20 protein-coding genes are annotated in these 21,743 nt (G+C 73.5%); 15 read left to right on the top strand and 5 right to left on the bottom strand.

What is annotated here, in order from left to right:
- Positions 1 to 3 precede the first annotated feature (3 nt).
- The 5 genes from kdpC to RM779_RS26495 all read left to right on the top strand — a co-directional run bounded on the left by kdpC (position 4) and on the right by RM779_RS26495 (position 5,141).
- Positions 4 to 612, top strand: a complete 609-nt coding sequence (gene kdpC / locus RM779_RS26515; RefSeq protein WP_311620282.1) for a potassium-transporting ATPase subunit KdpC — start codon at positions 4 to 6, stop codon at positions 610 to 612.
- Between the two features lie 120 nt (positions 613 to 732).
- Positions 733 to 3,291 carry a sensor histidine kinase KdpD gene (locus RM779_RS26510; protein WP_311620281.1) on the top strand — a complete coding sequence of 853 codons (2,559 nt, stop codon included), beginning with the start codon at positions 733 to 735 and terminating at the stop codon, positions 3,289 to 3,291.
- The gene (locus tag RM779_RS26505) at positions 3,266 to 3,946 is read left to right on the top strand and encodes a response regulator (protein ID WP_311620280.1); all 681 of its coding nucleotides are present in this window, start codon (positions 3,266 to 3,268) and stop codon (positions 3,944 to 3,946) included. The genes RM779_RS26510 and RM779_RS26505 overlap by 26 nt, the downstream gene beginning before the upstream one ends.
- 39 nt (positions 3,947 to 3,985) lie before the next feature.
- The gene (locus RM779_RS26500; RefSeq protein ID WP_311620279.1) at positions 3,986 to 4,375 is read left to right on the top strand and encodes a single stranded DNA-binding domain-containing protein; all 390 of its coding nucleotides are present in this window, start codon (positions 3,986 to 3,988) and stop codon (positions 4,373 to 4,375) included.
- Positions 4,317 to 5,141 (top strand): DUF3159 domain-containing protein, encoded by an 825-nt coding sequence (locus RM779_RS26495; protein WP_394813393.1) that lies wholly within the window; start codon positions 4,317 to 4,319, stop codon positions 5,139 to 5,141. Before RM779_RS26500 ends, RM779_RS26495 begins: the two co-directional genes overlap by 59 nt.
- On the opposite strand, the gene RM779_RS26490 is transcribed toward RM779_RS26495, so the two are convergent.
- Positions 5,138 to 5,836: a potassium channel family protein gene (locus RM779_RS26490; RefSeq protein ID WP_311620277.1), complete on the bottom strand. Its 699-nt coding sequence runs from the start codon at positions 5,834 to 5,836 to the stop codon at positions 5,138 to 5,140. The genes RM779_RS26495 and RM779_RS26490 overlap by 4 nt on opposite strands.
- A 13-nt stretch (positions 5,837 to 5,849) precedes the next feature.
- On the bottom strand, positions 5,850 to 6,512 hold the full coding sequence (locus RM779_RS26485; RefSeq protein WP_311620276.1) for a potassium channel family protein: 663 nt from the start codon (positions 6,510 to 6,512) through the stop codon (positions 5,850 to 5,852).
- An 83-nt stretch (positions 6,513 to 6,595) separates the two neighbouring features.
- Here RM779_RS26485 and RM779_RS26480 point away from each other — a divergent pair, with 83 nt between their 5' ends.
- From RM779_RS26480 to RM779_RS26450, 7 genes are all read left to right on the top strand, one after another.
- A complete protein-coding gene (locus tag RM779_RS26480) occupies positions 6,596 to 8,617 on the top strand; it encodes an APC family permease (protein ID WP_311620275.1) in 2,022 nt (673 codons plus the stop codon).
- A gap of 40 nt (positions 8,618 to 8,657) precedes the next feature.
- Positions 8,658 to 10,022, top strand: a complete 1,365-nt coding sequence (locus RM779_RS26475) for a class I SAM-dependent RNA methyltransferase (protein WP_311620274.1) — start codon at positions 8,658 to 8,660, stop codon at positions 10,020 to 10,022.
- 36 nt (positions 10,023 to 10,058) lie between these two features.
- A complete protein-coding gene (locus tag RM779_RS26470) occupies positions 10,059 to 12,743 on the top strand; it encodes an AfsR/SARP family transcriptional regulator (RefSeq protein WP_311620273.1) in 2,685 nt (894 codons plus the stop codon).
- 93 nt (positions 12,744 to 12,836) lie between these two features.
- The gene (locus RM779_RS26465) at positions 12,837 to 13,760 is read left to right on the top strand and encodes an LLM class F420-dependent oxidoreductase (protein WP_311620272.1); all 924 of its coding nucleotides are present in this window, start codon (positions 12,837 to 12,839) and stop codon (positions 13,758 to 13,760) included.
- A 26-nt stretch (positions 13,761 to 13,786) separates the two neighbouring features.
- Complete coding sequence (gene mmuM, locus RM779_RS26460) at positions 13,787 to 14,641, top strand: homocysteine S-methyltransferase (protein ID WP_311620360.1); 855 nt, start codon at positions 13,787 to 13,789, stop codon at positions 14,639 to 14,641.
- A gap of 484 nt (positions 14,642 to 15,125) precedes the next feature.
- Positions 15,126 to 16,088, top strand: a complete 963-nt coding sequence (locus RM779_RS26455; RefSeq protein WP_311620271.1) for a carbon-nitrogen hydrolase family protein — start codon at positions 15,126 to 15,128, stop codon at positions 16,086 to 16,088.
- 164 nt (positions 16,089 to 16,252) lie between these two features.
- Positions 16,253 to 16,783: a GrpB family protein gene (locus RM779_RS26450; RefSeq protein ID WP_311620359.1), complete on the top strand. Its 531-nt coding sequence runs from the start codon at positions 16,253 to 16,255 to the stop codon at positions 16,781 to 16,783.
- A 3-nt stretch (positions 16,784 to 16,786) separates the two neighbouring features.
- Here RM779_RS26450 and RM779_RS26445 read toward each other — a convergent pair whose 3' ends face one another.
- Entirely contained in the window at positions 16,787 to 17,569 is a 783-nt protein-coding gene (locus RM779_RS26445; protein ID WP_311620270.1) for an alpha/beta fold hydrolase, read from the bottom strand.
- Between the two features lie 93 nt (positions 17,570 to 17,662).
- Here RM779_RS26445 and RM779_RS26440 point away from each other — a divergent pair, with 93 nt between their 5' ends.
- A complete protein-coding gene (locus tag RM779_RS26440; protein WP_311620269.1) occupies positions 17,663 to 18,364 on the top strand; it encodes a YqeB family protein in 702 nt (233 codons plus the stop codon).
- Positions 18,365 to 18,398: 34 nt separating this feature from the next.
- Here RM779_RS26440 and RM779_RS26435 read toward each other — a convergent pair whose 3' ends face one another.
- Complete coding sequence (locus RM779_RS26435; protein WP_311620268.1) at positions 18,399 to 19,355, bottom strand: helix-turn-helix transcriptional regulator; 957 nt, start codon at positions 19,353 to 19,355, stop codon at positions 18,399 to 18,401.
- Positions 19,356 to 19,470: 115 nt separating this feature from the next.
- Between RM779_RS26435 and RM779_RS26430 the strand changes: the two genes are divergently transcribed.
- Positions 19,471 to 20,307, top strand: coding sequence for an NmrA family NAD(P)-binding protein (locus RM779_RS26430; protein WP_311620267.1), 837 nt, complete (start codon positions 19,471 to 19,473; stop codon positions 20,305 to 20,307).
- A gap of 121 nt (positions 20,308 to 20,428) precedes the next feature.
- A complete protein-coding gene (locus RM779_RS26425; protein WP_311620266.1) occupies positions 20,429 to 20,968 on the top strand; it encodes an isochorismatase family protein in 540 nt (179 codons plus the stop codon).
- A 101-nt stretch (positions 20,969 to 21,069) separates the two neighbouring features.
- Here RM779_RS26425 and RM779_RS26420 read toward each other — a convergent pair whose 3' ends face one another.
- Entirely contained in the window at positions 21,070 to 21,714 is a 645-nt protein-coding gene (locus tag RM779_RS26420; RefSeq protein WP_311620265.1) for a fascin domain-containing protein, read from the bottom strand.
- Between the last annotated feature and the right edge of the window lie 29 nt (positions 21,715 to 21,743).

Below are 21,743 nucleotides of genomic sequence, written 5' to 3'. Positions count from 1 at the left end.
CACATGTCCCTCGACCCCCGCACCACGGTCCGCCCGCTGTTCGCCGCCATCCGGGCCGTGCTCGTCCTCACCCTGCTCACCGGCGTGGCCTACCCGCTGCTGATCACCGGGGTGGCGCAGGCGGCGTTCCCGGGCCATGCGAACGGCTCGATGGCCGAGGCGGACGGCCGCGAGGCCGGCTCCGCGCTCATCGGCCAGACCTGGAACGACGCGGACGGCGACCCCGACCCGCACTGGTTCCAGCCGCGGCCCTCGCACGGCGGCTACGACCCGCTCGCCACCGGTTCGAGCCAGCTCGGCGCGAGCGACCCGACGCTGCTCGGAGCGGTCCGCGAGGCCCGCGAGCAGGTCGCGGCGTTCAACGGCGTGTCCGTGGACGACGTCCCGCAGGACGCGGTCACCGGCTCGGCCTCGGCGATCGACCCGCACATCTCGCCCGCCTACGCGCGGCTCCAGACCGACCGCGTCGCCGAGGCGAACGGCCTGCCGCGCGAGGACGTGGCGCGGCTGGTCGAGGAGCACACCCGGGGCCGCGACCTCGGCTTCCTCGGCAACGAGCGGGTCAACGTCCTGGAGCTGAACCTCGCGCTGCGTGAGCTCACCGCCCGGTGAGCGGGCCCGGGGCGGCGGGGGCCGCCCCGGGCCTGGGCAGGCGCATTTCATACGGGACCCTGACGGCCGCCCGGCACCCGATCGCCGGGTGATCCGCGGCGGGGGGACGAGAATGGAGTCATGGCACGACGCGGCAAGCTGCGGATCTACCTCGGGGCCGCTCCGGGAGTGGGCAAGACGTACGCCATGCTCTCGGAGGCGCACCGGCGCGCGGAGCGTGGCACGGACATCGTGGTCGCGCTCGTGGAGCACCACGAGCGCCCCCGCACCCAGGTGCTGCTGCACGGCCTGGAGCAGGTGCCGCGGCGGGAGGTCGTGTACCGCGACAGCGTGTTCACCGAAATGGACGTCGATGCCGTGCTGGAGCGGGAGCCCAAGGTCGCCCTGGTGGACGAGCTGGCCCACACCAACGTGCCGGGCGGGCGCAACGGCAAGCGCTGGCAGGACATCGACGAGCTGCTCGACGCCGGGATCGACGTGGTGTCGACCGTCAACATCCAGCACCTGGAGTCGCTGGGCGACGTGGTGGAGTCCATCACCGGCGTGCGCCAGCGCGAAACGGTGCCGGACGAGGTCGTCCGGCGGGCCGACCAGATCGAGCTGGTGGACATGGCCCCCGAGGCCCTGCGCAGGCGCATGGCCCACGGCAACATCTACGCCCCCGACAAGGTGGACGCCGCCCTCTCCCACTACTTCCGCCCCGGCAACCTCACCGCGCTGCGCGAACTGGCCCTGCTGTGGACCGCCGACCGGGTCGACGCCTACCTCCAGCAGTACCGCAACGAGCACGGCATACGCTCCACCTGGCACGCCAGGGAGCGCATCGTCGTCGGCCTCACCGGCGGACCCGAGGGCAGCACCCTGATCCGGCGGGCCGCCCGCATGGCGGCCAAGGGCTCGGGCGGCGAGATCCTCGCCGTGTACATCTCCCGGGCCGACGGCCTCACCTCGGCCTCACCGCGCGAGCTGGCCGCCCAGCGGACCCTCGTCGAGCAGCTCGGCGGCACGTTCCACCACGTCATCGGCGACGACGTGCCCGGCTCGCTGCTCGACTTCGCCCGCGGTGTCAACGCCAACCAGATCGTGCTCGGCTCCAGCCGCCGCAAGTCCTGGCAGTACATCTTCGGGCCAGGGGTGGGGGCCACCGTGGCCCGTGAGTCCGGCTCCATCGACGTGCACATCGTCACCCACGACGAGGTGGCCAAGGGCCGCGGCCTGCCCGTCGCGCACAGCGCGCGCCTGGGCCGCTCCCGCACGCTCAGCGGCTGGCTGATCGGCCTGGCCGGGCCACTGCTGCTGACGTGGGCGCTGTCCGAGCCGGCGCCGGGCGCCGAGTTCGCCAGTGACGTGCTGCTGTTCCTGTCCTTCACGGTCCTCGCCGCCCTGGTCGGCGGTCTCTGGCCGGGGCTGGTCTCCGCGGCCTTCGGCACCGTGCTGCTCAACTTCTACTTCGCCAGACCCACCCACCAGTGGGACATCGCCGAGGGCCACAACATCGTCGCCATCGTCGTCTTCTTCGCCATCGCCGTCGCCGTCGCGACCGTCGTGGACCGCTCGGCCCGCCGAACGCACCAGGCCGCGCGGCTGCGCGCGGAGTCCGAAACGCTGACGCTGCTGGCCGGCAGCGTCCTGCGCGGCGACGACACCCTCGGCGCGCTGCTGGAACGCGCCAGGGAGACCTTCGGCATGGAGACGGCGGCGCTGCTCGAACGCGACCTCGACCGGCGCAAGTGGGCCTGCGTCGGCAGCGTCTCCGTCAACGGTGGCGCCAAGCCCGTCAACACGCCGGACGACGCCGACGTGGACGTGCCGATCGGCCAGCACACCATGCTGGCGCTCTCGGGCCGGGTCCTGCCGGCCGAGGACCGGCGGGTGCTGACCGCGTTCGCCGCCCACGCGGCGGCCATCCTGGACCGCCAGCGGCTGAAGGACGAGGCCGGACGCGCCCACAAGCTGGCCGAGGGCAACCGCATCCGCACCGCCCTGCTCGCCGCCGTCTCCCACGATCTGCGCACGCCGCTCGCGGCCATCAAGGCGAGCGTGTCGAGTCTGCGTTCCGACGACGTCGCCTGGTCGGAGGAAGACGAGGCGGACCTGCTGGAGAGCATCGAACAGGGGGCCGACCGCCTCGACCAGCTCGTCGGCAACCTGCTGGACATGTCCAGGCTCCAGACCGGCACCGTGGAGCCGCTGCTGCGCGAGATCGACCTCGACGAGGTCGTGCCGCGCGCGCTCGGCGGCCTGTCCGACGTCAGCGTCGTCGAGCTGGACATCCCCGAATCGCTGCCGTTCGCCGCCGCCGACCCCGGCCTGCTGGAGCGCAGCGTCGCGAACGTCGTGGAGAACGCCGTGAAGTACAGCCCGCCGGGCAAGCCCGTGCTGGTGCGGGCCGACGCGCTGGGCGAGCAGGTCCAGGTGCGCGTGGTCGACCGCGGGCCCGGCGTCCCCGACAGCGACAAGGACCGGATCTTCGAGCCGTTCCAGCGGCACGGCGACACCCCCCGCGGCAACGGCGTCGGGCTCGGCCTCGCGGTCGCCCGCGGCTTCGTCGAGGCGATGCACGGCACGCTGGACGCCGAGGACACCCCGGGCGGTGGGCTGACCATGGTGATCACCCTGCCCACGGCACGACAGACGGAACGGAAGGCGGCCCATGCACCGGGTGCTCGTAGTCGATGACGAGCCACAGATCCTCCGCGCGCTCGTCATCAACCTCAAGGCGCGCAAGTACGAGGTGGACACCGCCGCGGATGGCGCGTCCGCGCTCCGGCTCGCCGCGGACCGGCACCCGGACGTCGTCATCCTCGACCTCGGCCTGCCGGACATGGACGGCGTGCGGGTCATCACCGGCATCCGCGGCTGGACGCGGGTGCCGATCATCGTGCTGTCCGCGCGGCACACCTCGGACGAGAAGGTGGAGGCGCTGGACGCGGGCGCGGACGACTACGTCACCAAGCCGTTCGGCATGGACGAACTGCTGGCCAGGCTGCGGGCCGCGGTCCGCCGCGCCGAGCCAAGCTCGGCCGAGGACGAGGCGGTCGTGGAGACCGGCGGGTTCACCGTCGACCTCGCGGCCAAGAAGGTCCACCGGGGGGGCAGGGACGTGCGGCTGACCCCCACCGAGTGGCACCTGCTGGAGGTCCTGATCCGCAACACCGGGCGGCTGGTCAGCCAGCGCCAGCTGCTCCAGGAGGTCTGGGGCCCCGCGTACGGCACCGAGACCAACTACCTGCGGGTCTACATGGCGCAGCTGCGCCGCAAGCTGGAGGCCGACCCCTCGGCGCCCCGGCACCTGATCACCGAGCCCGGCATGGGCTACCGCTTCGAACGCTGACGGAGCAGACGGATGGCGCGGCCACGTTACGCTGATGGCATGAGTGCGGAGGGCCGCGGCTGGCTGCGGCGGCTGTTCGGACGTTCCGAGCCCGGTGGCGGGGACGACCTGACGCCGGACCCGGAGCCGCCCGACGCCGGGTGCACCCGTATCCGCGAGTGCGCCGGGGAGGCCGCGGAGCGCCGGATCGTCAGGGTGAGCGGTACGCTGCGTACGGTGACCGAGCGGACGGTCGCCGGGATGCCCGCACTTCAGGCCGAGCTGGACGACGGCACCGCCTCCCTGGACGTCGTCTGGCTGGGGCGATGTGCCATCGCCGGCGTGGAGCCCGGCAGATCGCTGGTCGCCGTCGGGCGGATCGCGGTGACACATGGCCGCCCGGTGCTGTTCAATCCCCGATACCAGCTGCAACCGCGGGAAGAGGAGTAGCCGAGTGAACGCAGGGGCACCGGAAGAGGTGGACGAGGCGGCGACCCGGGCCGCGTTCTTCGAGGCGTTCGGCGGGGTCCGCGGCATGGTGGAGACCACCGTTCCCGGCCTGATCTTCGTCCTCAGCTACACGATCAACCGGAGCATCAACGTCTCGGCCGTCCTCGCGCTGAGCCTGTCCGCGGTGCTGGCCCTGGCCAGGCTGATCCGCCGGGACACCGCGAAGCACGCCTTCGGGGGTGTCTTCGGTGTGGCGTTCGGCGCGGTCTTCGCGATGATGTCGGGCGACGCGAAGAACTTCTATCTGCCCGGCATGCTGTACACGCTGGGCCTGGGCGTCGCGTATGTCGTGACCTCACTCGCGGGCGTCCCGCTGCTCGGGCTGGTCCTCGGCCCCGTCTTCCGCGAAAACCTCTCGTGGCGCACCCGCAACCCCGGGCGCAAGGTCGCCTACACGAAGGCCAGCTACGTGTGGGGCGGCATCCTGCTCGCCAAGTCGGCCATCACCTTCCCCATCTACTTCTGGGGGGACGCCACCCAGCTGGGCTGGCTGCGGGTGGCACTCGGCATCCCGCCGTTCCTGCTGGCGGTCTACCTGACCTGGATCATCCTCGTGAAGGCCCCCGCCCCGATCGACGTGATCGCGGAGTGGGAGGAGCGCGAGGCGCGGGAGAAGCGGGAAAAGGCCGCCGCAAAGGCCGGAACGGCCCCGGAGGACGCGGAGCCCGCCACCGGCCCACCGCCCCAGGTCCAGGCCGGAGACTAGGCCCTGTCGCCCGGATCTTCGCGGGGCCTCTTCTGACCGCGGGGCGACAGCAGGTCCTCCAGCCGGCCCTCGCTGGCCGGGGCCGCCACGAACAGCAGTTCGTCGCCCGCGGCCAGGGCGTCGTCCGGGTCGGGGATCAGGACGCGGGCGCCGCGGATGATCGTGACCAGGGCGGTGTCCTGCGGCCAGGCAACCTCGCCGACCCGGGTGCCGACGAGCGCGGCCCCCTCGGGGAGCGTCAGCTCGACCAGATTGGCCTCGCCCTGGCTGAAGCGCATCAGCCGCACCAGGTCGCCGATGCTCACCGCCTCCTCCACCAGCGCGGACATCAGGCGCGGCGTCGAGACCGCGACGTCCACGCCCCAGGCGTCGTTGAACAGCCACTCGTTCTTCGGGTGGTTGACCCGGGCCACCACGCGTGGCACGCCGTACTCCGTCTTGGCGAGCAGCGACACCACCAGGTTGACCTTGTCGTCGCCGCTGGCCGCGATCACCACCTGGCAGCGTTCCAGCGCGGCCTCGTCCAGTGCGGCGATCTCGCAGGCGTCCGCGAGCAGCCATTCCGCCTCGGGCACCCGCTCCACCGAGACCGCCTGGGGCGACTTGTCGATCAGCAGCACCTCGTGCCCGTTCTCCAGCAGCTCCGCCGCCACCGAACGGCCCACCGCCCCGGCCCCCGCGATCACCACTCTCATGCGGCGCTTCCCTTCACGAATCCGCCGGGCCGAGCAGGCACGCCGCTTCCACCTCGGCGACCTGATCGCTGTACATCATCACGTGCACCAGATCGCCCTCCTGGAGCACCGTCTGCGCGGTCGGCAGCATCGCCTCGCCCATTCTGGTCAGGAACGCGACCCGCACGCCCGTCCGCTCCTGGAACGCGCGCACCCGGTGCCCGAGCCAGGACGCCGCCACGTGCACCTCGGAAAGCTGCACTCCGCCGCTCGGATCGCGCCACAGCGGCTCGGCGCCCGCGGGCAGCAGTCGGCGCAGCATCTGGTCGGCCGTCCAGCGAACGGTGGCCACCGTCGGAATGCCGAACCGCTCGTACACCTCGGCCCGCCGCGGGTCGTAGATCCGGGCGGTGACGTTCTCCACGCCGAACACCTCGCGCGCCACCCGGGCGGCGATGATGTTGGAGTTGTCGCCGCTGCTCACGGCGGCGAAGGCGCCCGCGTCGGCGAGGCCCGCCTCGCGCAGCGTGTCCTGATCGAAGCCGAGGCCGGTCACCCGCCGCCCGCCGAACCGGGAGCCGAGCCGGCGGAACGCCGTCGGGTCGCGGTCGATGACGGCGACCGAGTGCCCCCGCTCCTCGAGAATCCGGGCCAGGGTCGCGCCGACCCGCCCGCAGCCCATGATGACGATGTGCATAGGTCTCCTTCGGTGCGGGCCACGCTACCGGTCGGGGTGCCGAACTGTCCGGTTCCGGCCCCTTGCTCACGTACCGTGAGCGCATGGATCGCACGAAGCGGCTGTTCCTCGGCCGTGCCCTGCGCAGCGACTCCCTGGGCAGGACGCTGTTGCCCAAACGTATCGCCCTCCCTGTGTTCGCGTCCGACCCGCTGTCCTCCGTCGCGTATGCCCCAGGCGAGATCCTGCTCGTGCTGTCCATCGCCGGCGTGGCGGCGTACCCGCACAGCGCCTGGATCACCGCGGCCGTCGTCCTGCTGATGATCACCGTCGTGGCGTCCTACCGGCAGACGGTGCGCGCCTACCCGGGCGGCGGCGGCGCCTACACCGTCGTCTCGGGCAACTTCGGCCGCCGCGCGGGGCTGACGGTGGGCGGCGCCCTCCTCGTCGACTACGTGCTCACCGTCGCGGTGTCCGTCTCGGCCGGGGTGGACAACCTGGGCTCGGCCGTCGGCTTCGTGCGGCACAACCAGGTGCTGAGCGCGCTGGCCGTCATCGCCCTGCTGATGCTGATGAACCTGCGCGGGGCGAAGGAGTCGGGACGGCTGTTCGCCATCCCCACCTACGCCTTCGTCATCGGCGTCCTCGGCACCGTGGCCTGGGGCGCGTTCCGCGCACTCGTGCTCGGCGACACGATGAGCGCGCCGACCGCCGGGTACGAGATCGTTCCCCAGCAGACCGGCCTCTCCGGTCTGGCCATGGGCTTCCTGCTGCTTCGCGCGTTCTCCTCCGGCTGCGCGGCGCTCACCGGGGTGGAGGCCATCAGCAACGGGGTGCCCGCCTTCCGCGAGCCCAAGAGCCACAACGCCGCGACCACGCTGGCCGTGCTGGGCGCCCTGGCCACCACCATGTTCGCCGGCATCGTCGCCCTCGCCCTCCACACGGACGTCCGCCTCGCCGAGGACCCCGCCCGCGACCTGCTGATCGACGGCGAGCCCGCGGGTGCCGGCCACCACCAGGACCCGGTCATCGCGCAGGTCGGCATCGCCGTCCTCGGCGACGGGTCCTTGCCGTTCCTCTGCCTGGCCGCGGCCACCGCGCTGGTCCTCTTCCTCGCCGCCAACACCGCCTACAACGGCTTCCCCGTCCTCGGCTCCATCCTCGCCCAGGACCGCTACCTGCCGCGCCAGCTCCACACCCGCGGGGACCGCCTCGCCTACAGCAACGGCATCGTGTTCCTCACGCTGCCGGCCGCCCTGCTGGTCGTCGCGTTCCGGGCCGACGCCAACCAGCTGATCCAGCTGTACATCGTCGGCGTCTTCGTCTCGTTCACCTTCAGCCAGAGCGGCATGGTGCGGCACTGGAACCGCCTGCTCGCCGACGAGCGCGACCCGGCCGCGCGCCGGCGCATGCACCGTGCGCGGGCGCTCAACGGCTTCGGCGCGGCGCTTTGCGCGCTGGTCCTGGCGATCGTGCTCCTCACCAAGTTCAGCCACGGCGCCTGGGTCTCCCTCCTCGGCATGGCCCTGTTCTACGCGGTGATGACGGCGATCAGGCGCCACTACGACCGGGTCGCCGACGAACTGGCCGTCGACGTCCCGGAGGACCGGCTGGGCATGCGGCCTTCCCAGGTGCACGCCGTCGTCCTGGTCTCCCGGGTCCACAAGCCGACGCTGCGCGCCCTCGCCTACGCCAAGCTGCTGCGTGCCGACAGCCTCACCGCCGTCACCATCGCCATCGACCCGGACGACACCCGGCGGCTGACGGAGGACTGGCGGCGCCGGCACATCGACGTGCCGCTCGAAATCCTCGACGCCCCCTACCGCGAGATCACCCACCCCTTCGTCCTGTACGTCAAGAAGCTGCGGCACACCCACCCCGACGATGTCGTCAGCGTGATCATTCCCGAGTACGTGGTGGGCCACTGGTACGAGACGCTGCTGCACAACCAGAGCGCGCTGCGCCTCAAGGCGCGGCTCCTGCTGACCCCGGGCGTCACCGTGACCTCCGTGCCCTGGCAGCTGCACTCGGCCGAGGCCGCCCGCGCCCGCATCGGGCGGCGCCACCCGCTGCACGTGCCGGGCGCCGTCCGGCGCGGCCACGGGCACCGGATCAGGCGCCCGTAGACTGGAACGCCGCTGTCGTCGACGTTCGGAGCACCCTCCCATGCCCACCGCAGATCCCTCGCCCAAGGCCGCCTCCCTGGTGGGCCAGGAGTACGAGGTCGAGGTCGGCCCGGTGGCGCACGGCGGGCACTGCGTGGCCCGCACCCCGGAGGGCCGGGTCCTGTTCGTCCGGCACACCCTGCCGGGAGAGCGCGTGGTCGTGCGCGTCACCGAGGGGCGGGAGGACTCCCGCTACCTGCGCGCCGACGCCGTGCGCGTGCTGGAGGCCGCGAAGGACCGCGTCCCCGCGCCCTGCCCGTTCTCCGGTCCTGGACGTTGCGGCGGCTGCGACTGGCAGCACGTCAAGCCGGGCGCGCAGCGCAGGCTGAAGGCCGACGTCCTCGCCGAGCAGCTGCGGGCCCTCGCCGGGCTGACCCCCGAGGAGGCCGGCTGGGACGGCACCGTCGAGCCCGCCCCGGGTGACAAGGTCGGCGCGGGAGAGGTCCCGGGCTGGCGCACGCGCGTGCAGTACGCGGTCGACGAGGACGGCCGCGCCGGGCTGCGCCGCCACCGCTCGCACGAGGTGGAGCCCGTCGACCGCTGCCTGATCGCCGCAGAAGGCGTCACGGAGTTGGGCGTCGAACGGCGCACCTGGCCCGGTATCGCCTCCGTCGAGGCCGCGGCGGCCACCGGCTCGAACGACCGGCTCGTGGTCCTCACGCCGCGTCCCGGCCACCGGCTGCCGCTGGTGGAGCTGGACCGGCCGGTGTCGGTGATGCGCGCCGAGGAGGGGCGCGAACGCGGCGGCGAGCCGCCGGTGCACCGGGTGCACGGCCGGGCGTTCGTGCGCGAACGCGCCGACGGCCGCACCTGGCGGGTGTCGGGCGGCGGCTTTTGGCAGGGCCACCGGGAGGCCGCCGGGCTGCTGGTGGACGCGGTGATGCGGGGGCTCACTCCGCGCAAGGGCGAAACCGCTCTCGACCTGTACTGCGGGGCCGGTCTGTTCGCCGGGGCGCTCGCCGACCGGCTGGGTGAGCGCGGCGCGGTGCTGGGCATCGAGGTCTCCGGGCGGGCCGTCCAGGACGCCCGGCACAATCTCGCGGACTTCCCGCGGGTCCGCGTCGAGCAGGGCACGGTCTCCAAGGTGCTGCCCCGTACCGGAATCACCAGCGCCGACCTCGTCGTCCTCGACCCGCCGCGCGCCGGCGCGGGGCGCGACGTGGTGGAGCGCGTCACCACGCTCGGCGCCCGGCGCATCGCCTACGTCGCGTGCGACCCGGCGGCGCTGGCGCGCGACCTCGCGCACTTCCGGGCCGCCGGCTATGTGCCCAGGTTCCTGCGGGCGTTCGACCTCTTCCCGATGACCCACCACCTGGAGTGCGTTGCCGTGCTCCAGCCCCTCAAATCCCCGCCCGCCGCCCAGTAGAGTGGTGATCCACGGCATCGGCGGTGGGGGTTTCCCTTGGACATCAGGCTCCTCGGCCCGCTGGAGGTGGCGGCGGACGACGGTACCCCGCTGCCCGTGACCGCCCCCAGGCTGCGCGCGGTCCTGGCCGCGCTCGCGCTGCGCCCCGGGCAGGAGGTGCCGGGGCCCGAGCTGGCCGCCCGCCTGTGGGGCGTGCGGCAGCCCGCGCGCGCCGGGGCGACGCTGTGTGACTACGTGCGGCGGCTGCGCCGGGCACTGCCCGCGGGGCGGCTGCGCACCCTGCCGGGTGCGTTCCTGCTGGCCGTCGAGCCGTCCGAGACGGACGTCGGCCGGGTGCACGAGGCGCTGCGGCTGGCGCGCACCATCGGCACGGCCGATCCGCGGCGGGCCGAGCGGGCGCTGTCGGAGGCGCTGGCGCTGTGGCGCGGCACGCCGCTCGACGGCCTGCCGGAGGGGCCGTTGCGCGCGAACGAGCTGCCCGCGCTCGACGAGTTGCGGCTGTGCGCCGCCGAGGAGAGGTACGAGCTGCTGATCGCGCTCGGCCGCCATGCCGAGATCGCCGACGAGCTGGTGGCGCAGGCGCGCGCCCACCCGTCGCGCCGCCGCCTGCGCCGTCTGGCGTTCGACGCGTCGGCCGGCGGCGACCTGCCCGCCGATCCCGGCGGGCAGGCCGCGCACCGGGCGGTCTTCCCGCCCGGCAGCGCCACGTTCGTCGCCCGGGGTCTTGAGCTGGGCCGCATCAGGGGGTGGCTCGGCGGCGCGCTCGGCGCACCCGCGGTCTGCCTGATCGACGGTCCCGGCGGAGTCGGCAAATCGACACTTGCGGTCCGTGCGGCCCGGGAGGTCGAGGACCGGTACCCCGACGGCCTGCTGTATGTCGACCTGCGCGGTGCCGATCCGCGGAACGTGCCGCTCGACGTGGCGGAGGCGCGGCGCGTCCTGCTCGCCTCGCTCGGCACGCCGGTCAAGGAGGTGCCGCAGGACGCCGACGCCGCCGACGCGTTCTACCGGGAGCAGTTACACGCGCGCCGGGTGCTGATCCTGCTCGACAACGCGCTCGACGCGGCGCAGGTGGCGCCGCTGCTGCCGGCGGAGCCGGGCTGTGCGGCCGTGGTGACCAGCCGCACGGCGCTGACCGGGCTGCACCGCGGCCACCACCTGCACCTGACGCCGCTGACCACCGAGGAGGCGGTGGCGTTCCTGCGCTCGGTGGCGGGCGGGACCGGGGAGCGCGGCACCCGGCGGGAGTGGGAGGAGCTGGTCGCGCTGTGCGGCCGGCTGCCGCTCGCGCTGCGGATCGTGGCGGCCAGGATGGCCGCGCGGCCGTGCTGGCGGGTGGCGGACTTCACGGCCGTGCTCGCCGACGAGCGGCAGCGCATGGACGAACTGACCGCGCCCGACCTGGATCTGCGGGCGAGTCTGATGGTGAGCATCGACCAGCTCGCCGCCTCGCGCGAGCCGGAGGACCAGCGGGCCGCCGCGATGTTCCCGCTGCTCGGCGCCGTTGCGGTCCGGTCGTTCAGCCCCGGTTCCGTCGCCGCGCTGGTCGGCTGTTCCGCCGCCGAGGCCAGGCAGGCGCTCGACCGGCTGGCCGATGCGCAGATCGCGGGGAGTCCGCGGCCCGGCGTGTACGCGCTGCACGACCTGGTGCGCGCCGCGGCGGCGTGGCAGGCGGCGCGGGTGCCGCGGGACCGGGCCACCGCGCGGCTCGCGGAGCTCGCGCGCTGGTACCTGGGCTCGCTGCACCGGGTGAACGGGCCGCTGGCGCTGGCCGAGCACTACCGCAGGCGCTACCAGGCGGGCGCGGACCGCTATCCGCAGGGGCGGCTGTTCACGTCGGTGGACGAGTCGCTGCCGTGGGCGGACGAGGCCCTGGACGACGTCCTGTCGCTGGCCCGCCAGCTGGCCGCCCCCGAGTACGACGGCGGCGGCGAGCTGGGCGGGCGCCCGCTGTCGACGTTCGCCCTGGAGAGCGTGCGGGCGCTGGAGAGCTACTTCGGGATGCGGCTGTGCTGGCGCGCCCAGCGGCAGCTGTGCGAGCTGGCATTGGAGGTGGGGCGGCGCGGGGGCGACCGGTTCGCCCAGGCGGTGGCGTTCGGGCAGCTGGGCAAGGCCGCGGGGCAGCAGGGCCGCGGCAACGAGGGCGGGGAGTTGCTGCGGCGCAGCATCGGTCTCTTCCGTTCCGTCGGCGAGCGGGCGGAGGCGCTGGCCACAACGCTGAACCTGGTGCCCTGCCTCGGCTCGGCCGGGCGGATCGCCGAGGCGGTGGAGGTGGCGGAACGGACGCTCGCGGAGGTGCGGGCGGCGGGCATCGGCGAGTTCCAGCCGCAGATCATCAACAATCTGGGCCGCTGCCAGCTGTTCCTCGGCAATCACGCGGCGGCGCACCGCTTGCTGTCGCGCAACTACGAGACGGCGCCGCTGCCCTACGAGCGGACCATCGCCGCCGGGGTGCTCGCCGAATACCACCTGGAGGTCGGCGAGTTCGAGGAGGCCGCCCGCTGGGTGGACCGGGCGCTCGGGCATGCGGCCGAGCAGCCGTTCGACCCGTTCGTGGTGGCGCAGCAGCGCACCTGGCTCGCGGCGGCGCTACGGGGCCTTGGCCGGGAGTCCGCGGCCCACCTGGAGGAGATGCAGGCGCGCGCGGTGCTCGAAGACCTGAACCACCGCGAGAACAGTCATCTGCGGGTGCGGACGGACGAGAAGCACTCGGTGATCTGAGCGCGGCGGGCGGGCGGCCGGACGGCGGCGGTCCGGCGCGCCGGGTGATCCCCGCCCTCGGCCCGGCTTTCCCGAGCGCGGAGAATGGGGTCCATGGATCTGCGTATCTTCACCGAACCGCAGCAGGGCGCAAGCTACGACACCCTGCTGTCCGTCGCCAAGGCCACGGAAGACCTGGGCTTCGACGCGTTCTTCCGCTCCGACCACTATCTGCAGATGGGCGGTGCCGACGGGCTGCCCGGGCCCACCGACGCCTGGCTGACGCTGGCCGGGCTCGCCAGGGAGACCTCCCGCATCCGGCTCGGCACGCTGATGACGGCCGCCACCTTCCGGCTGCCCGGCGTGCTGGCCATTCAGGTCGCCCAGGTGGATGCCATGTCCGGCGGGCGCGTCGAGTTCGGCCTCGGCGCGGGCTGGTTCGCGGCCGAGCACACGGCGTACGGGATTCCGTTCCCGCGTGAGAAGTTCCCCAGGCTCCAGGAGCAGCTGGAGATCATCACCGGGCTGTGGGGCACCCCGGAGGGCGAGACGTTCTCCTTCGACGGCGAGTACTACCGGATCGAGGACTCGCCGGCGCTGCCGAAGCCCGTGCAGTCGCGGGTGCCGGTGCTGGTCGGCGGCATGGGCAAGGAGCGCACACCGCGCCTGGCCGCCAGGTACGCGGACGAGTTCAACATTCCCTTCGCCTCGGCCGAGGACAGCGCGGCGCAGTTCGACCGCGTGCGCCGGGCGGCGGAGGAGGCCGGACGCAAGCCGGACGACCTGGTGTACTCCAACGCGCTGGTGGCGTGCGTCGGCCGGGACGATGCCGAAGTGGCCCGGCGGGCGGCGGTCATCGGCCGGGACGTGGACGAGCTGCGGCGCAACGGGCTGGCGGGCTCGCCCGCCGAGGTCGTGGACAAGATCGGCCGCTTCGCGGAGATCGGGGCCTCGCGGATCTACCTCCAGATCCTCGACCTGGACGACCTGGCGCATCTGGAACTGATCGCGGGACAGGTCAAGCCGCAACTGTCGTGACGTTCCCCCGGCTCGGCGCGCACCCCCTGGTCCTGGACGGCGGCCTGTCCAACCAGCTTCAGGACCAGGGCTGCGACCTGCGCGACGCGCTCTGGACGGCGCGGGTGCTCGCCGAGGAGCCGGAGCAGATCGCCCGGGCGCACGCGGCGTACGTGCGCGCCGGCGCGCAGGTGGTGACGACGGCCGGTTACCAGGCGTCGTTCGAGGGCTTCGCCCGCCGCGGGATCGGCCGGGCCGCCGCGGTCCGGCTGTTCGGCGACAGCGTGCGGCTGGCCAGGGCCGCGGGGGCGCGCTGGGTCGCGGCCTCGGTCGGGCCGTACGGCGCGGTGCTCGCGGATGGCAGCGAGTACCGCGGCCGTTACGGGCTGAGCCGGGCGGAGCTGGTGCGTTTCCACCGGCCGCGGATCGAGGCGATGGCCGCGGCCGGCCCCGACGTGCTGGCGCTTGAGACGGTGCCCGACGTGCGGGAGGCGGAGGCGCTGCTCGCGGCGGCCCGCGGCTGCGGGGTGCCGGTGTGGCTGTCGTACACGGTGGCGAACGGCCGCACCAGGGCGGGGCAGCCGCTGGCGGAGGCGTTCGCGGTGGCGGCGGGGGAGGAGCAGGTGGTGGCGGTGGGGGTCAACTGCTGTCAGCCGCGGGAGGTGGCCGAGGCGGTCGGGCTGGCGGTCGCGGTCACGGGGAAGCCGGCCGTGGCGTATCCGAACAGCGGTGAGGTGTGGGACGCCGCGGGCCGCAGGTGGCGCGGCCCCGCCACGGGGCCCGCCGCGCTGGCGGGGGAGTGGTGTGCGGCGGGCGCGCGGCTGGTCGGCGGCTGCTGCCGGGTGGGGCCGCGCGGCATCGCGGAGCTGGCGGCCGTGGTCGGCGCGGCGGATGACTCATGACGAAGTTCTCCGGGGCCTGGCGCTTCGGCACGTGCACCCGGCCGTGATTTCCGGTCGTGTTGCAAGCCTTCTGATTTGTCCGGTACGTGGCGGAGGGGGGTCCGTGCGGCCAGGTGGCAGTAGCGTCACTTGAGTCGAGAAATTCATCGTTTGGTAGCTGAGTCAACACACATCGCGACTGAAATTGTCTGTGTGCTGCTGGAGTTCCAGTGGCTTTCCGGCAGACTCGCCGGTGGGAGCAGGAGTCGGTACCCCCGCTGTGCAGGGCAGAGGTCCCGATCCCCTCCGACGGACCGCGCGCGGCGACCCCGCCTCCCCGCGTATGGGCCGGGCGCGGTCCGTGCCCCCGCCGTCAGCCGGCGAGTGATCATGTCCCTGCCCTGTGGGCGTTACAGTGAACGCATGCGTTGACGCCGTCCCCGCGCCAGGGGACCCCCGCCGCTCCTTCGCGACCGCCACTGCCAGCCACGAAGGAGCCTGCATCATGCCTGCACTGACCATCGCCCTGCTCCAGCTCGACCCGCCGGGGCACGACCTCGACGCCAACCGCCGGGCGGGCGAGGCCGCCTGCCGCCGGGCCAAGGCGCTCGGCGCGGACATCGCGCTGTTCCCCGAAATGTGGAGCAACGGCTACGAGACCGCCGTTCCCTTCGGCGGGGCCGCGGAGAATGTGTACCGGCACCCCGACCTGTGGCGGGGCGCGGCACCCGTCGAGGTGCCGGACCCCCGCGAGGTCTGGCGCGGCGAGCCCGTCGCCGCGGACTCGCCGTTCGTCGCCCATTTCCGCCTCCTCGCCGCCGAGTTGGACATGGCCATCGCGCTGACCTATCTCGAAGCCTGGGACGGGCCGCCGCGCAACTCCGTCTCGCTCATCGACCGGCACGGGCGGCCGGTCCTCACCCACGCGAAGGTGCACACCTGCGCGTTCTCCGTGCCCGAAGCCGCTCTCACACCCGGCGACTCCTTCGGGGCCTGCACGCTGGACACCGCGGTCGGCGAGGTCCGGGTCGGCGCGATGATCTGCTACGACCGCGAGTTCCCCGAGAGCGCCCGGGCGCTGATGCTCGCCGGGGCGGAAATCATCCTCACGCCCAACGCCTGTGATCTGGAACGGAATCGGATCGCCCAATTCCAGTCGCGTGCGTACGAGAACATGGTCGGCGTCGCCATGGCGAACTATGCGGGGCCCGGCTGGGGACACTCCGTGGCCTTCGACGGCATGGCGTTCGGACCCGAAGGGACGCGCGACATGCTCGTGGTGGAGGCGGGGGAGGCCGCCGGTGTCTACCCGGCGGTGTTCGACCTCGGGGCCCTGCGCTCCTACCGCAGGCGCGAGACCTGGGGCAACTCCTTCCGCCGCCCCGGCGTCTACGGCTCGCTGACCGACCCGGCCGCCGCCGATCCGTTCGTCCGCGTCACCGGTGAGGGGAGGCGGCCGGCCCGCTGAACGCCGCGGGCCGGCCGGCCGCTCCGGCCGGCCCGCGCCGCGGCCCCCGCGCGCCGGTCCACCGCCACGGGGATGCCCCGGAGCGAACGCGGCCTCCGGGCCGGTTGCCCTGCGGCCGGCCACGATGAGCACCGGACACCGGGTCCTAGGCTTGTCCCGTGACCATGGTGATAGATGACCACGACCCCGCCTGGGCCGCGCTGGCCGGGCGCGCGGGCGAGGAACTGACCGCGGCGCTGCCCGGGCTCTTCCGCGCGATCGAGCATGTGGGCAGCACGTCCGTCCCCGGACTGGCGGCCAAGCCGATCATCGACCTGATGGCGTCCGTCGACACGCTGGAGCAGGTGACACCGGAACGGGCAGCCGTGCTGGCACGGCTCGGCTACGTGTCCGAGGAGACGGGCATGACCGGCCGCTTCTTCTACTACCGGGCGGACGGCGCCGGGCGGCGCGCGTTCCACCTCCACGTCGTCACCGCCGCCTCCTGGCCCACGCGCAACGAACGGCTCCTGCGCGACCATCTGCGGGCGCATCCGGAGGCCGCGGCGGAGTACGCCGCGGTGAAGCGCAGGCTCGCCGCCGAGCGGCGGAGCGGCCTTGAGTACACGAAGGGGAAGACGGAGGTGATCCAGCGCCTCATCGACCGCGAACGCGAGGCCAGGGGCCTGCCCCGGGTGGACGTCTGGGAGGACTGACCGTCAGCGCCCCCGCGCCCCGGCCGTGTGCCGTTCGACGAAGTCCAGGACGAGCAGGGCGGTTTCCGCCGGGCGTTCCAGATTCGGCAGGTGCCCGGCCCACGGCAGCTCCACGTGCTCGGCGGCGGGCAGGAGGTCCGGCAGCCCGGCGGCGACCTGCCGGAAGTCGTGCAGGTCGTGCGCGCCCGACACGGCGAGCGTGGGCGCCTTGACGTCCTCGGGGCGAAAGGCCGCTGCCCCGGTCCGCCCGGCGTCCTCGGCGGCGGGCCGCATGTCCAGGGCGCGGCGCCGCATCAGCCGCACCACGGCCCGGGTGTTGGCGTCCGCTTCGGGGCCGAGCCAGGTGTGCACGCCGAGTTCGACGGCGCCGGCCACGTCCCCGGCCTCGATCAGCGCCCTTTCGCGGGAGGCGATGCCGCGCAGCACGGCCGAGGGCGGGTGGGCGGGTGAGCCGGTGTTCAGCAGGACCAGCGCGGTGACCCGTTCCGGTCGGCGGGCGGCCAGTTCGAGTGCCACCGCGCCGCCGGAGGACGAGGCGACGACCGCGGTTTCCGCCACTCCCAGGGCGTCGAGCAGGTCGCACACGTCGGTGGCGTCCCGGTAGGGGCCGTCCGGCGCGGGGGTGTCACCGTGGCCTCTGAAGTCGCAGCACAGCACCCGGAATCCGGCGTCGAGGAACATCCGCCACTGCGGGTCCCACATCCGCCGGTCGCAGACGGCGGAGTGCAGCAGCAGCAATGCGGGGCCTTCTCCGGCCGAGTCGTGGGAGAGGAGGGGAAGGGACACGCGCAGACCCTACAACTAAAGTTGACGAAAGTCGGGTGGGAACAAGACCTTGGACTACTGTGCCGTGGCTCTGCGGTCACTTACGGTGACGGCATGGAGTACGGCAAGACGACAGGACCTACGGTGCTGGGGCTCTCCCTCCGCGACCGGCTGCTGATCATCGTGGGCGCCCCGGTGCTCGGCGCTTTGCTCGGCGCTGTGCTGCCGCCGGTGGCCGGCTGGTTGGCCGACCGGCCGTGGGCGCCGATGCAGGGCCCCTTCGAGCTGATCGCCTCGTTCGACGGGCCGTGGGTGGCGGTGGCGCTCGCCGCCGCGGGGCTGCTGCTCGGGCTCGGGTTCGCCGCCCTCGCCCTGGCCTCCTGTCTGAAGGTGACGCTTGTGGACGGGGAGATACGGCTCGACAAGGACGGCATGTCACGCCGCATAGCCCGTCCCGACGTGGACGTGGTGTTCGTCGACGGCAAGCAGCTGGTGATCCTCGACCCGGCGTCGCGCGAGCTGCTGCGGGAGCAGCACGAGAGCAGCCCGGCCGCACTCGCGCGGGGTTTTCAGGAGCACGGCTACCGGTGGGCCGGGCAGAGCGATCCTTACGCCGAGCTGTACCGCCGGTGGGTGCCGGACACTCCGGATCTGCCGCCCGCGGTCAACGCCGTGCTGAAGGCGAGGGAGACGGCGCTGAAGAAGAAGCAAGGCGATGACGTGGCGGAGTTGAGGGAGGAGGTGCAGAAGCTCGGGTTCGTGGTGCGGGACCGGGAGGACAAGCAGTACTGGCGGCCTCTGGTCAGGGCGTCCTGACGGCGCCCGCGGCGTCGGCCGGGGCTCCGCGGGTTCACCGCTCGGCGGTGGCGGCGCGCCGGAGCCGGTCGGCCGTGACCAGGAGCTGACCGGCCAGCTCCGGCGGGTGCACCAGGTCGAAGTCGACCTCCAGCGCCCCGAGGAGGAAGGCGAGACCGTGCAAGGAGTCCGCGGTGAAGTGCAGCAGACAGGAGGTATCGTCCACCGGCACGAGCTGTCCGTACACGGCCGTTCTCCGCGCGGCCTCCGCATCGGCCGGGGCATGCAGCCGCACCGTGGCGCGGTACGGCCACAGCCGGGCGACGCTCCCCGTGACGAAGCGGGCGGCATCGCCCTCCGGCAGCGGACGCCGCTCGAAGCGCGGGCCGATCGGCACCCGGCAGCGCAGCCGGTCCAGGCGGAAGGTCCGCCAGTCCGCGCGCTCCAGGTCCCAGGCCACCAGGTACCAGCGGCCGCCCCAAGTGACCAGCTCGTGCGGCTCGGTGAGGCGCACGCTCCCGGTCCCGTCGTGGCTGCGGTAGTCGAAGCGGAGCCGCTCGCGGTCCCGGCAGGCCGCGGCGACGGCGGTCAGCTCGCCCGCGTCCACCGTCGGCGGGCCCGGCGCCCGCACGGCGGAGACGCGCAGCGCGTCCATACGGTGCCGGAGCCGGTGCGGCATCAACTGCCGCAGCTTCACCAAGGCGCGCAGCGCCGTCTCGCCGATCCCCGCGACGCCGCTGTCCGCCGCGGTCCGCAGGCCGACGGCCACCGCGACGGCCTCCTCGTCGTCGAGCAGCAGCGGCGGCAGCGTCGCGCCCGCGGCCAGCCGGTACCCGCCGTCGGGCCCGAGGCCGACGTCGATCGGATAGTCGAGGCCGCGCAGCCTGCCGACGTCGCGGCGGACGGTTCTGGTGCTCACGCCCAGCCGTTCCGCGAGTTCGGCGGCCGACCAGGCGCGGCGGGACTGGAGGAGCCCGAGCAGCCGGAGCAGGCGGGCGGAGGTCTCGATCACGCCCCCAGTCTGCCGGGAGAGGCGGACAGCAGCTGTCCGCCACCGTTCCTAACGTGGGCGGCACGACGACCGGAGCGCGGACGCGTTCCGGGGGACACGCACGGAAAGAGATGCCATGACCATTCTCGTGACCGGCGCCACCGGCACGGTCGGACGCCCCCTCGTCACGCAGCTCCTCGCGGCTGGGCACCGCGTCCGTGCCCTCACCAGGGACCCGGGCCGGGCCTCGCTCCCGGCGGGCGCCGAGGTCGTCGGGGGCAACCTGGCGGATACCGCGACGCTGTCCGCGGCGTTCTCGGGCGTCGATGCCGTGCACCTCATCGGCTTCGACGGCGCGGACTTCTCGCCCCTGGCCAACGGGCGGGAGATCGCGGCTCTCGCACGGCACTCCGGCGTGCGGCGGATCACCGTGCTCAAGGGCGAGACCGAGACGACCCCACTGGACGAGGCCCTGGCCTCCGGGGCGGCGGACGGTGGCTTCGTCTGGACGCGGCTCGCGCCCGTGGAGTTCATGTCCAACGCGCTGGAGTGGGCGGATTCCGTGCGGAAGGACGGCGTCGTGCGCGAGGCGTTCCCCGAGGCCCGCAGCGCGTTGATCCACGAGGCGGACATCGCCGCCGTCGCGGCTGCGGCGCTGACCGCCGACGGGCACGGCGGCCAGGAGTACTGGCTGACCGGCCCCGAGGTGCTGACCGTTCGGGACAAGGTCCGCACCCTCGCCGAGGTCCTCGGCCGCGAGGTGCGGTACATCGAGCTGTCCCGGGAGGAGGCCGTCGCGCAGTGGCGCGGTGCCGGTTTCTCGGACGGGGACATCGCGTTCTTCCTCGCCGTGCGCACCGATCCGTCCGCAGGGGGGTACACCGTGCTGCCCACGGTGGAGCGGGTCACCGGACGTCCGCCGCGGACGTTCGCCCAGTGGGTCAGGGAGAACGCGGCCGCCTTCGCGCCGTGACGGTGCGGTCCCATCGGGTGGGGCAAACCCGGCGCCGGGCCCGCCGGGAGGCCGCTGCGAGGAGCAACGCATCGGCCCTCCGCGGAAGTTGGCGCCATAGGGCGGTTGCTACCCTGCGGCGATGGCCCCTGTGCTGCTTCTTCTCGACTTATCCATGACCCCGTCGGACCCCGCGCCCGCGCCCGGTGGTCCGGCCCTCTCCTCCGTCTCCGCCGTGATCGGGGATCTGCTGCGGCGGGCGCGCACCGCGGGCGCGGTCGTCATCCATGTGCGCGAGGCCGCTGCCGGGGAGGACACCGGCGCCGCGGAACCTCCGGGTGGGCACGAGCCACTCCTCCGCCCGCTCGACGGCGAGCCCGTCGTGCACAGGACCCGGCCGAATGCCTTCGCCGGCAGCGGCCTGGCCGGCCTGGTCCCGGTCGGGGCCGAGGTGGTGGTGGCCGGGATGCACAGCGAGTCGGTGGTGCGGGCCACCGCGCTCGCCGCGCTCGACCGCGGCCACCGGGTGGTGCTGGTGCGCGGCGCGCACGCCAGCCTGCGAGCCGGTGTGCCGCGCGAGATCGAGGCGACCCTGCGGGCGGCGGGCGTGGTGGTCGCGGCCCCGGAAACGGTGACGTTCGACGGGAACGGCGCCGCGGGCAGTGCCCGCGGCGCCCGGTGACCGGGCCGATCGGCCCGTGCGGCCCGTTGGGCCGTGTGCGCGGCGGCGCCCCTCGGCGCCGCCGCGCGCGGCCTTCCGCCGTCCGCTGGCCGCCGTCCGCCTCAGTAAAGGTAGAACTGCTCCCAGGAGCCGTTGATCCAGTCGGAGCGGGCCCGCAGTACGTTCTGGAGCGAGCCGGTGTTGTTCTGCTCCGTGGCGACGAAGAGGTCGTTGACCACGGAGCGGAACGCGAAGGTCTGGAGGTCGTCGTGGTAGTAGAGGACGAACCGCTCCCAGCTGCCGATGCCCTCGGAGCGGGCGCGCAGTACGCCGTTCGACGCGCCCGTGAAGTTGCGCTCGGTGGCCACGTTCAGGCCGTTCGCCCGCGAGGTCAGCGTGACGGTTTCCGAGGCATCGTCGAAGTAGATGTCGAACTGCTCCCAGCCGCCGCCGACCGAGTCGGAACGGGCGCGCAGTACGCCCGTGTAGGGCTCGGCGTAGCGCTGCTCCGAGGCGACGAACAGGCCGGTGTTCATGGACTGGACGGCCCAGGGCAGCTCCTCCGGCTCGTCGGCCGAGGCGTTGAGCGGGGCGGCGCCGTCGTCGACGAGCAGTTCGTTGAGGAGCTGGGTGTCGACGCGCTCCCAGCCGGCCGGCGCGGGCGCGTCGTCGTCGGTCCGCGGCGCCCCGGAGGCGGCCGTGGCGCCGAGCGTCGACACGGCCAGCAGGCCGCAGAGGGACAGGAGTACAGCGGCTTTTCTTCGCACGGATGACGTCCTTCGTTCGGTCGGTTCGT

It is taken from the genome of Streptomyces johnsoniae (assembly GCF_031845565.1).
Taxonomy (GTDB): domain Bacteria; phylum Actinomycetota; class Actinomycetes; order Streptomycetales; family Streptomycetaceae; genus Streptomyces; species Streptomyces johnsoniae.
This window is presented reverse-complemented; position numbering and strand designations above follow the sequence as displayed.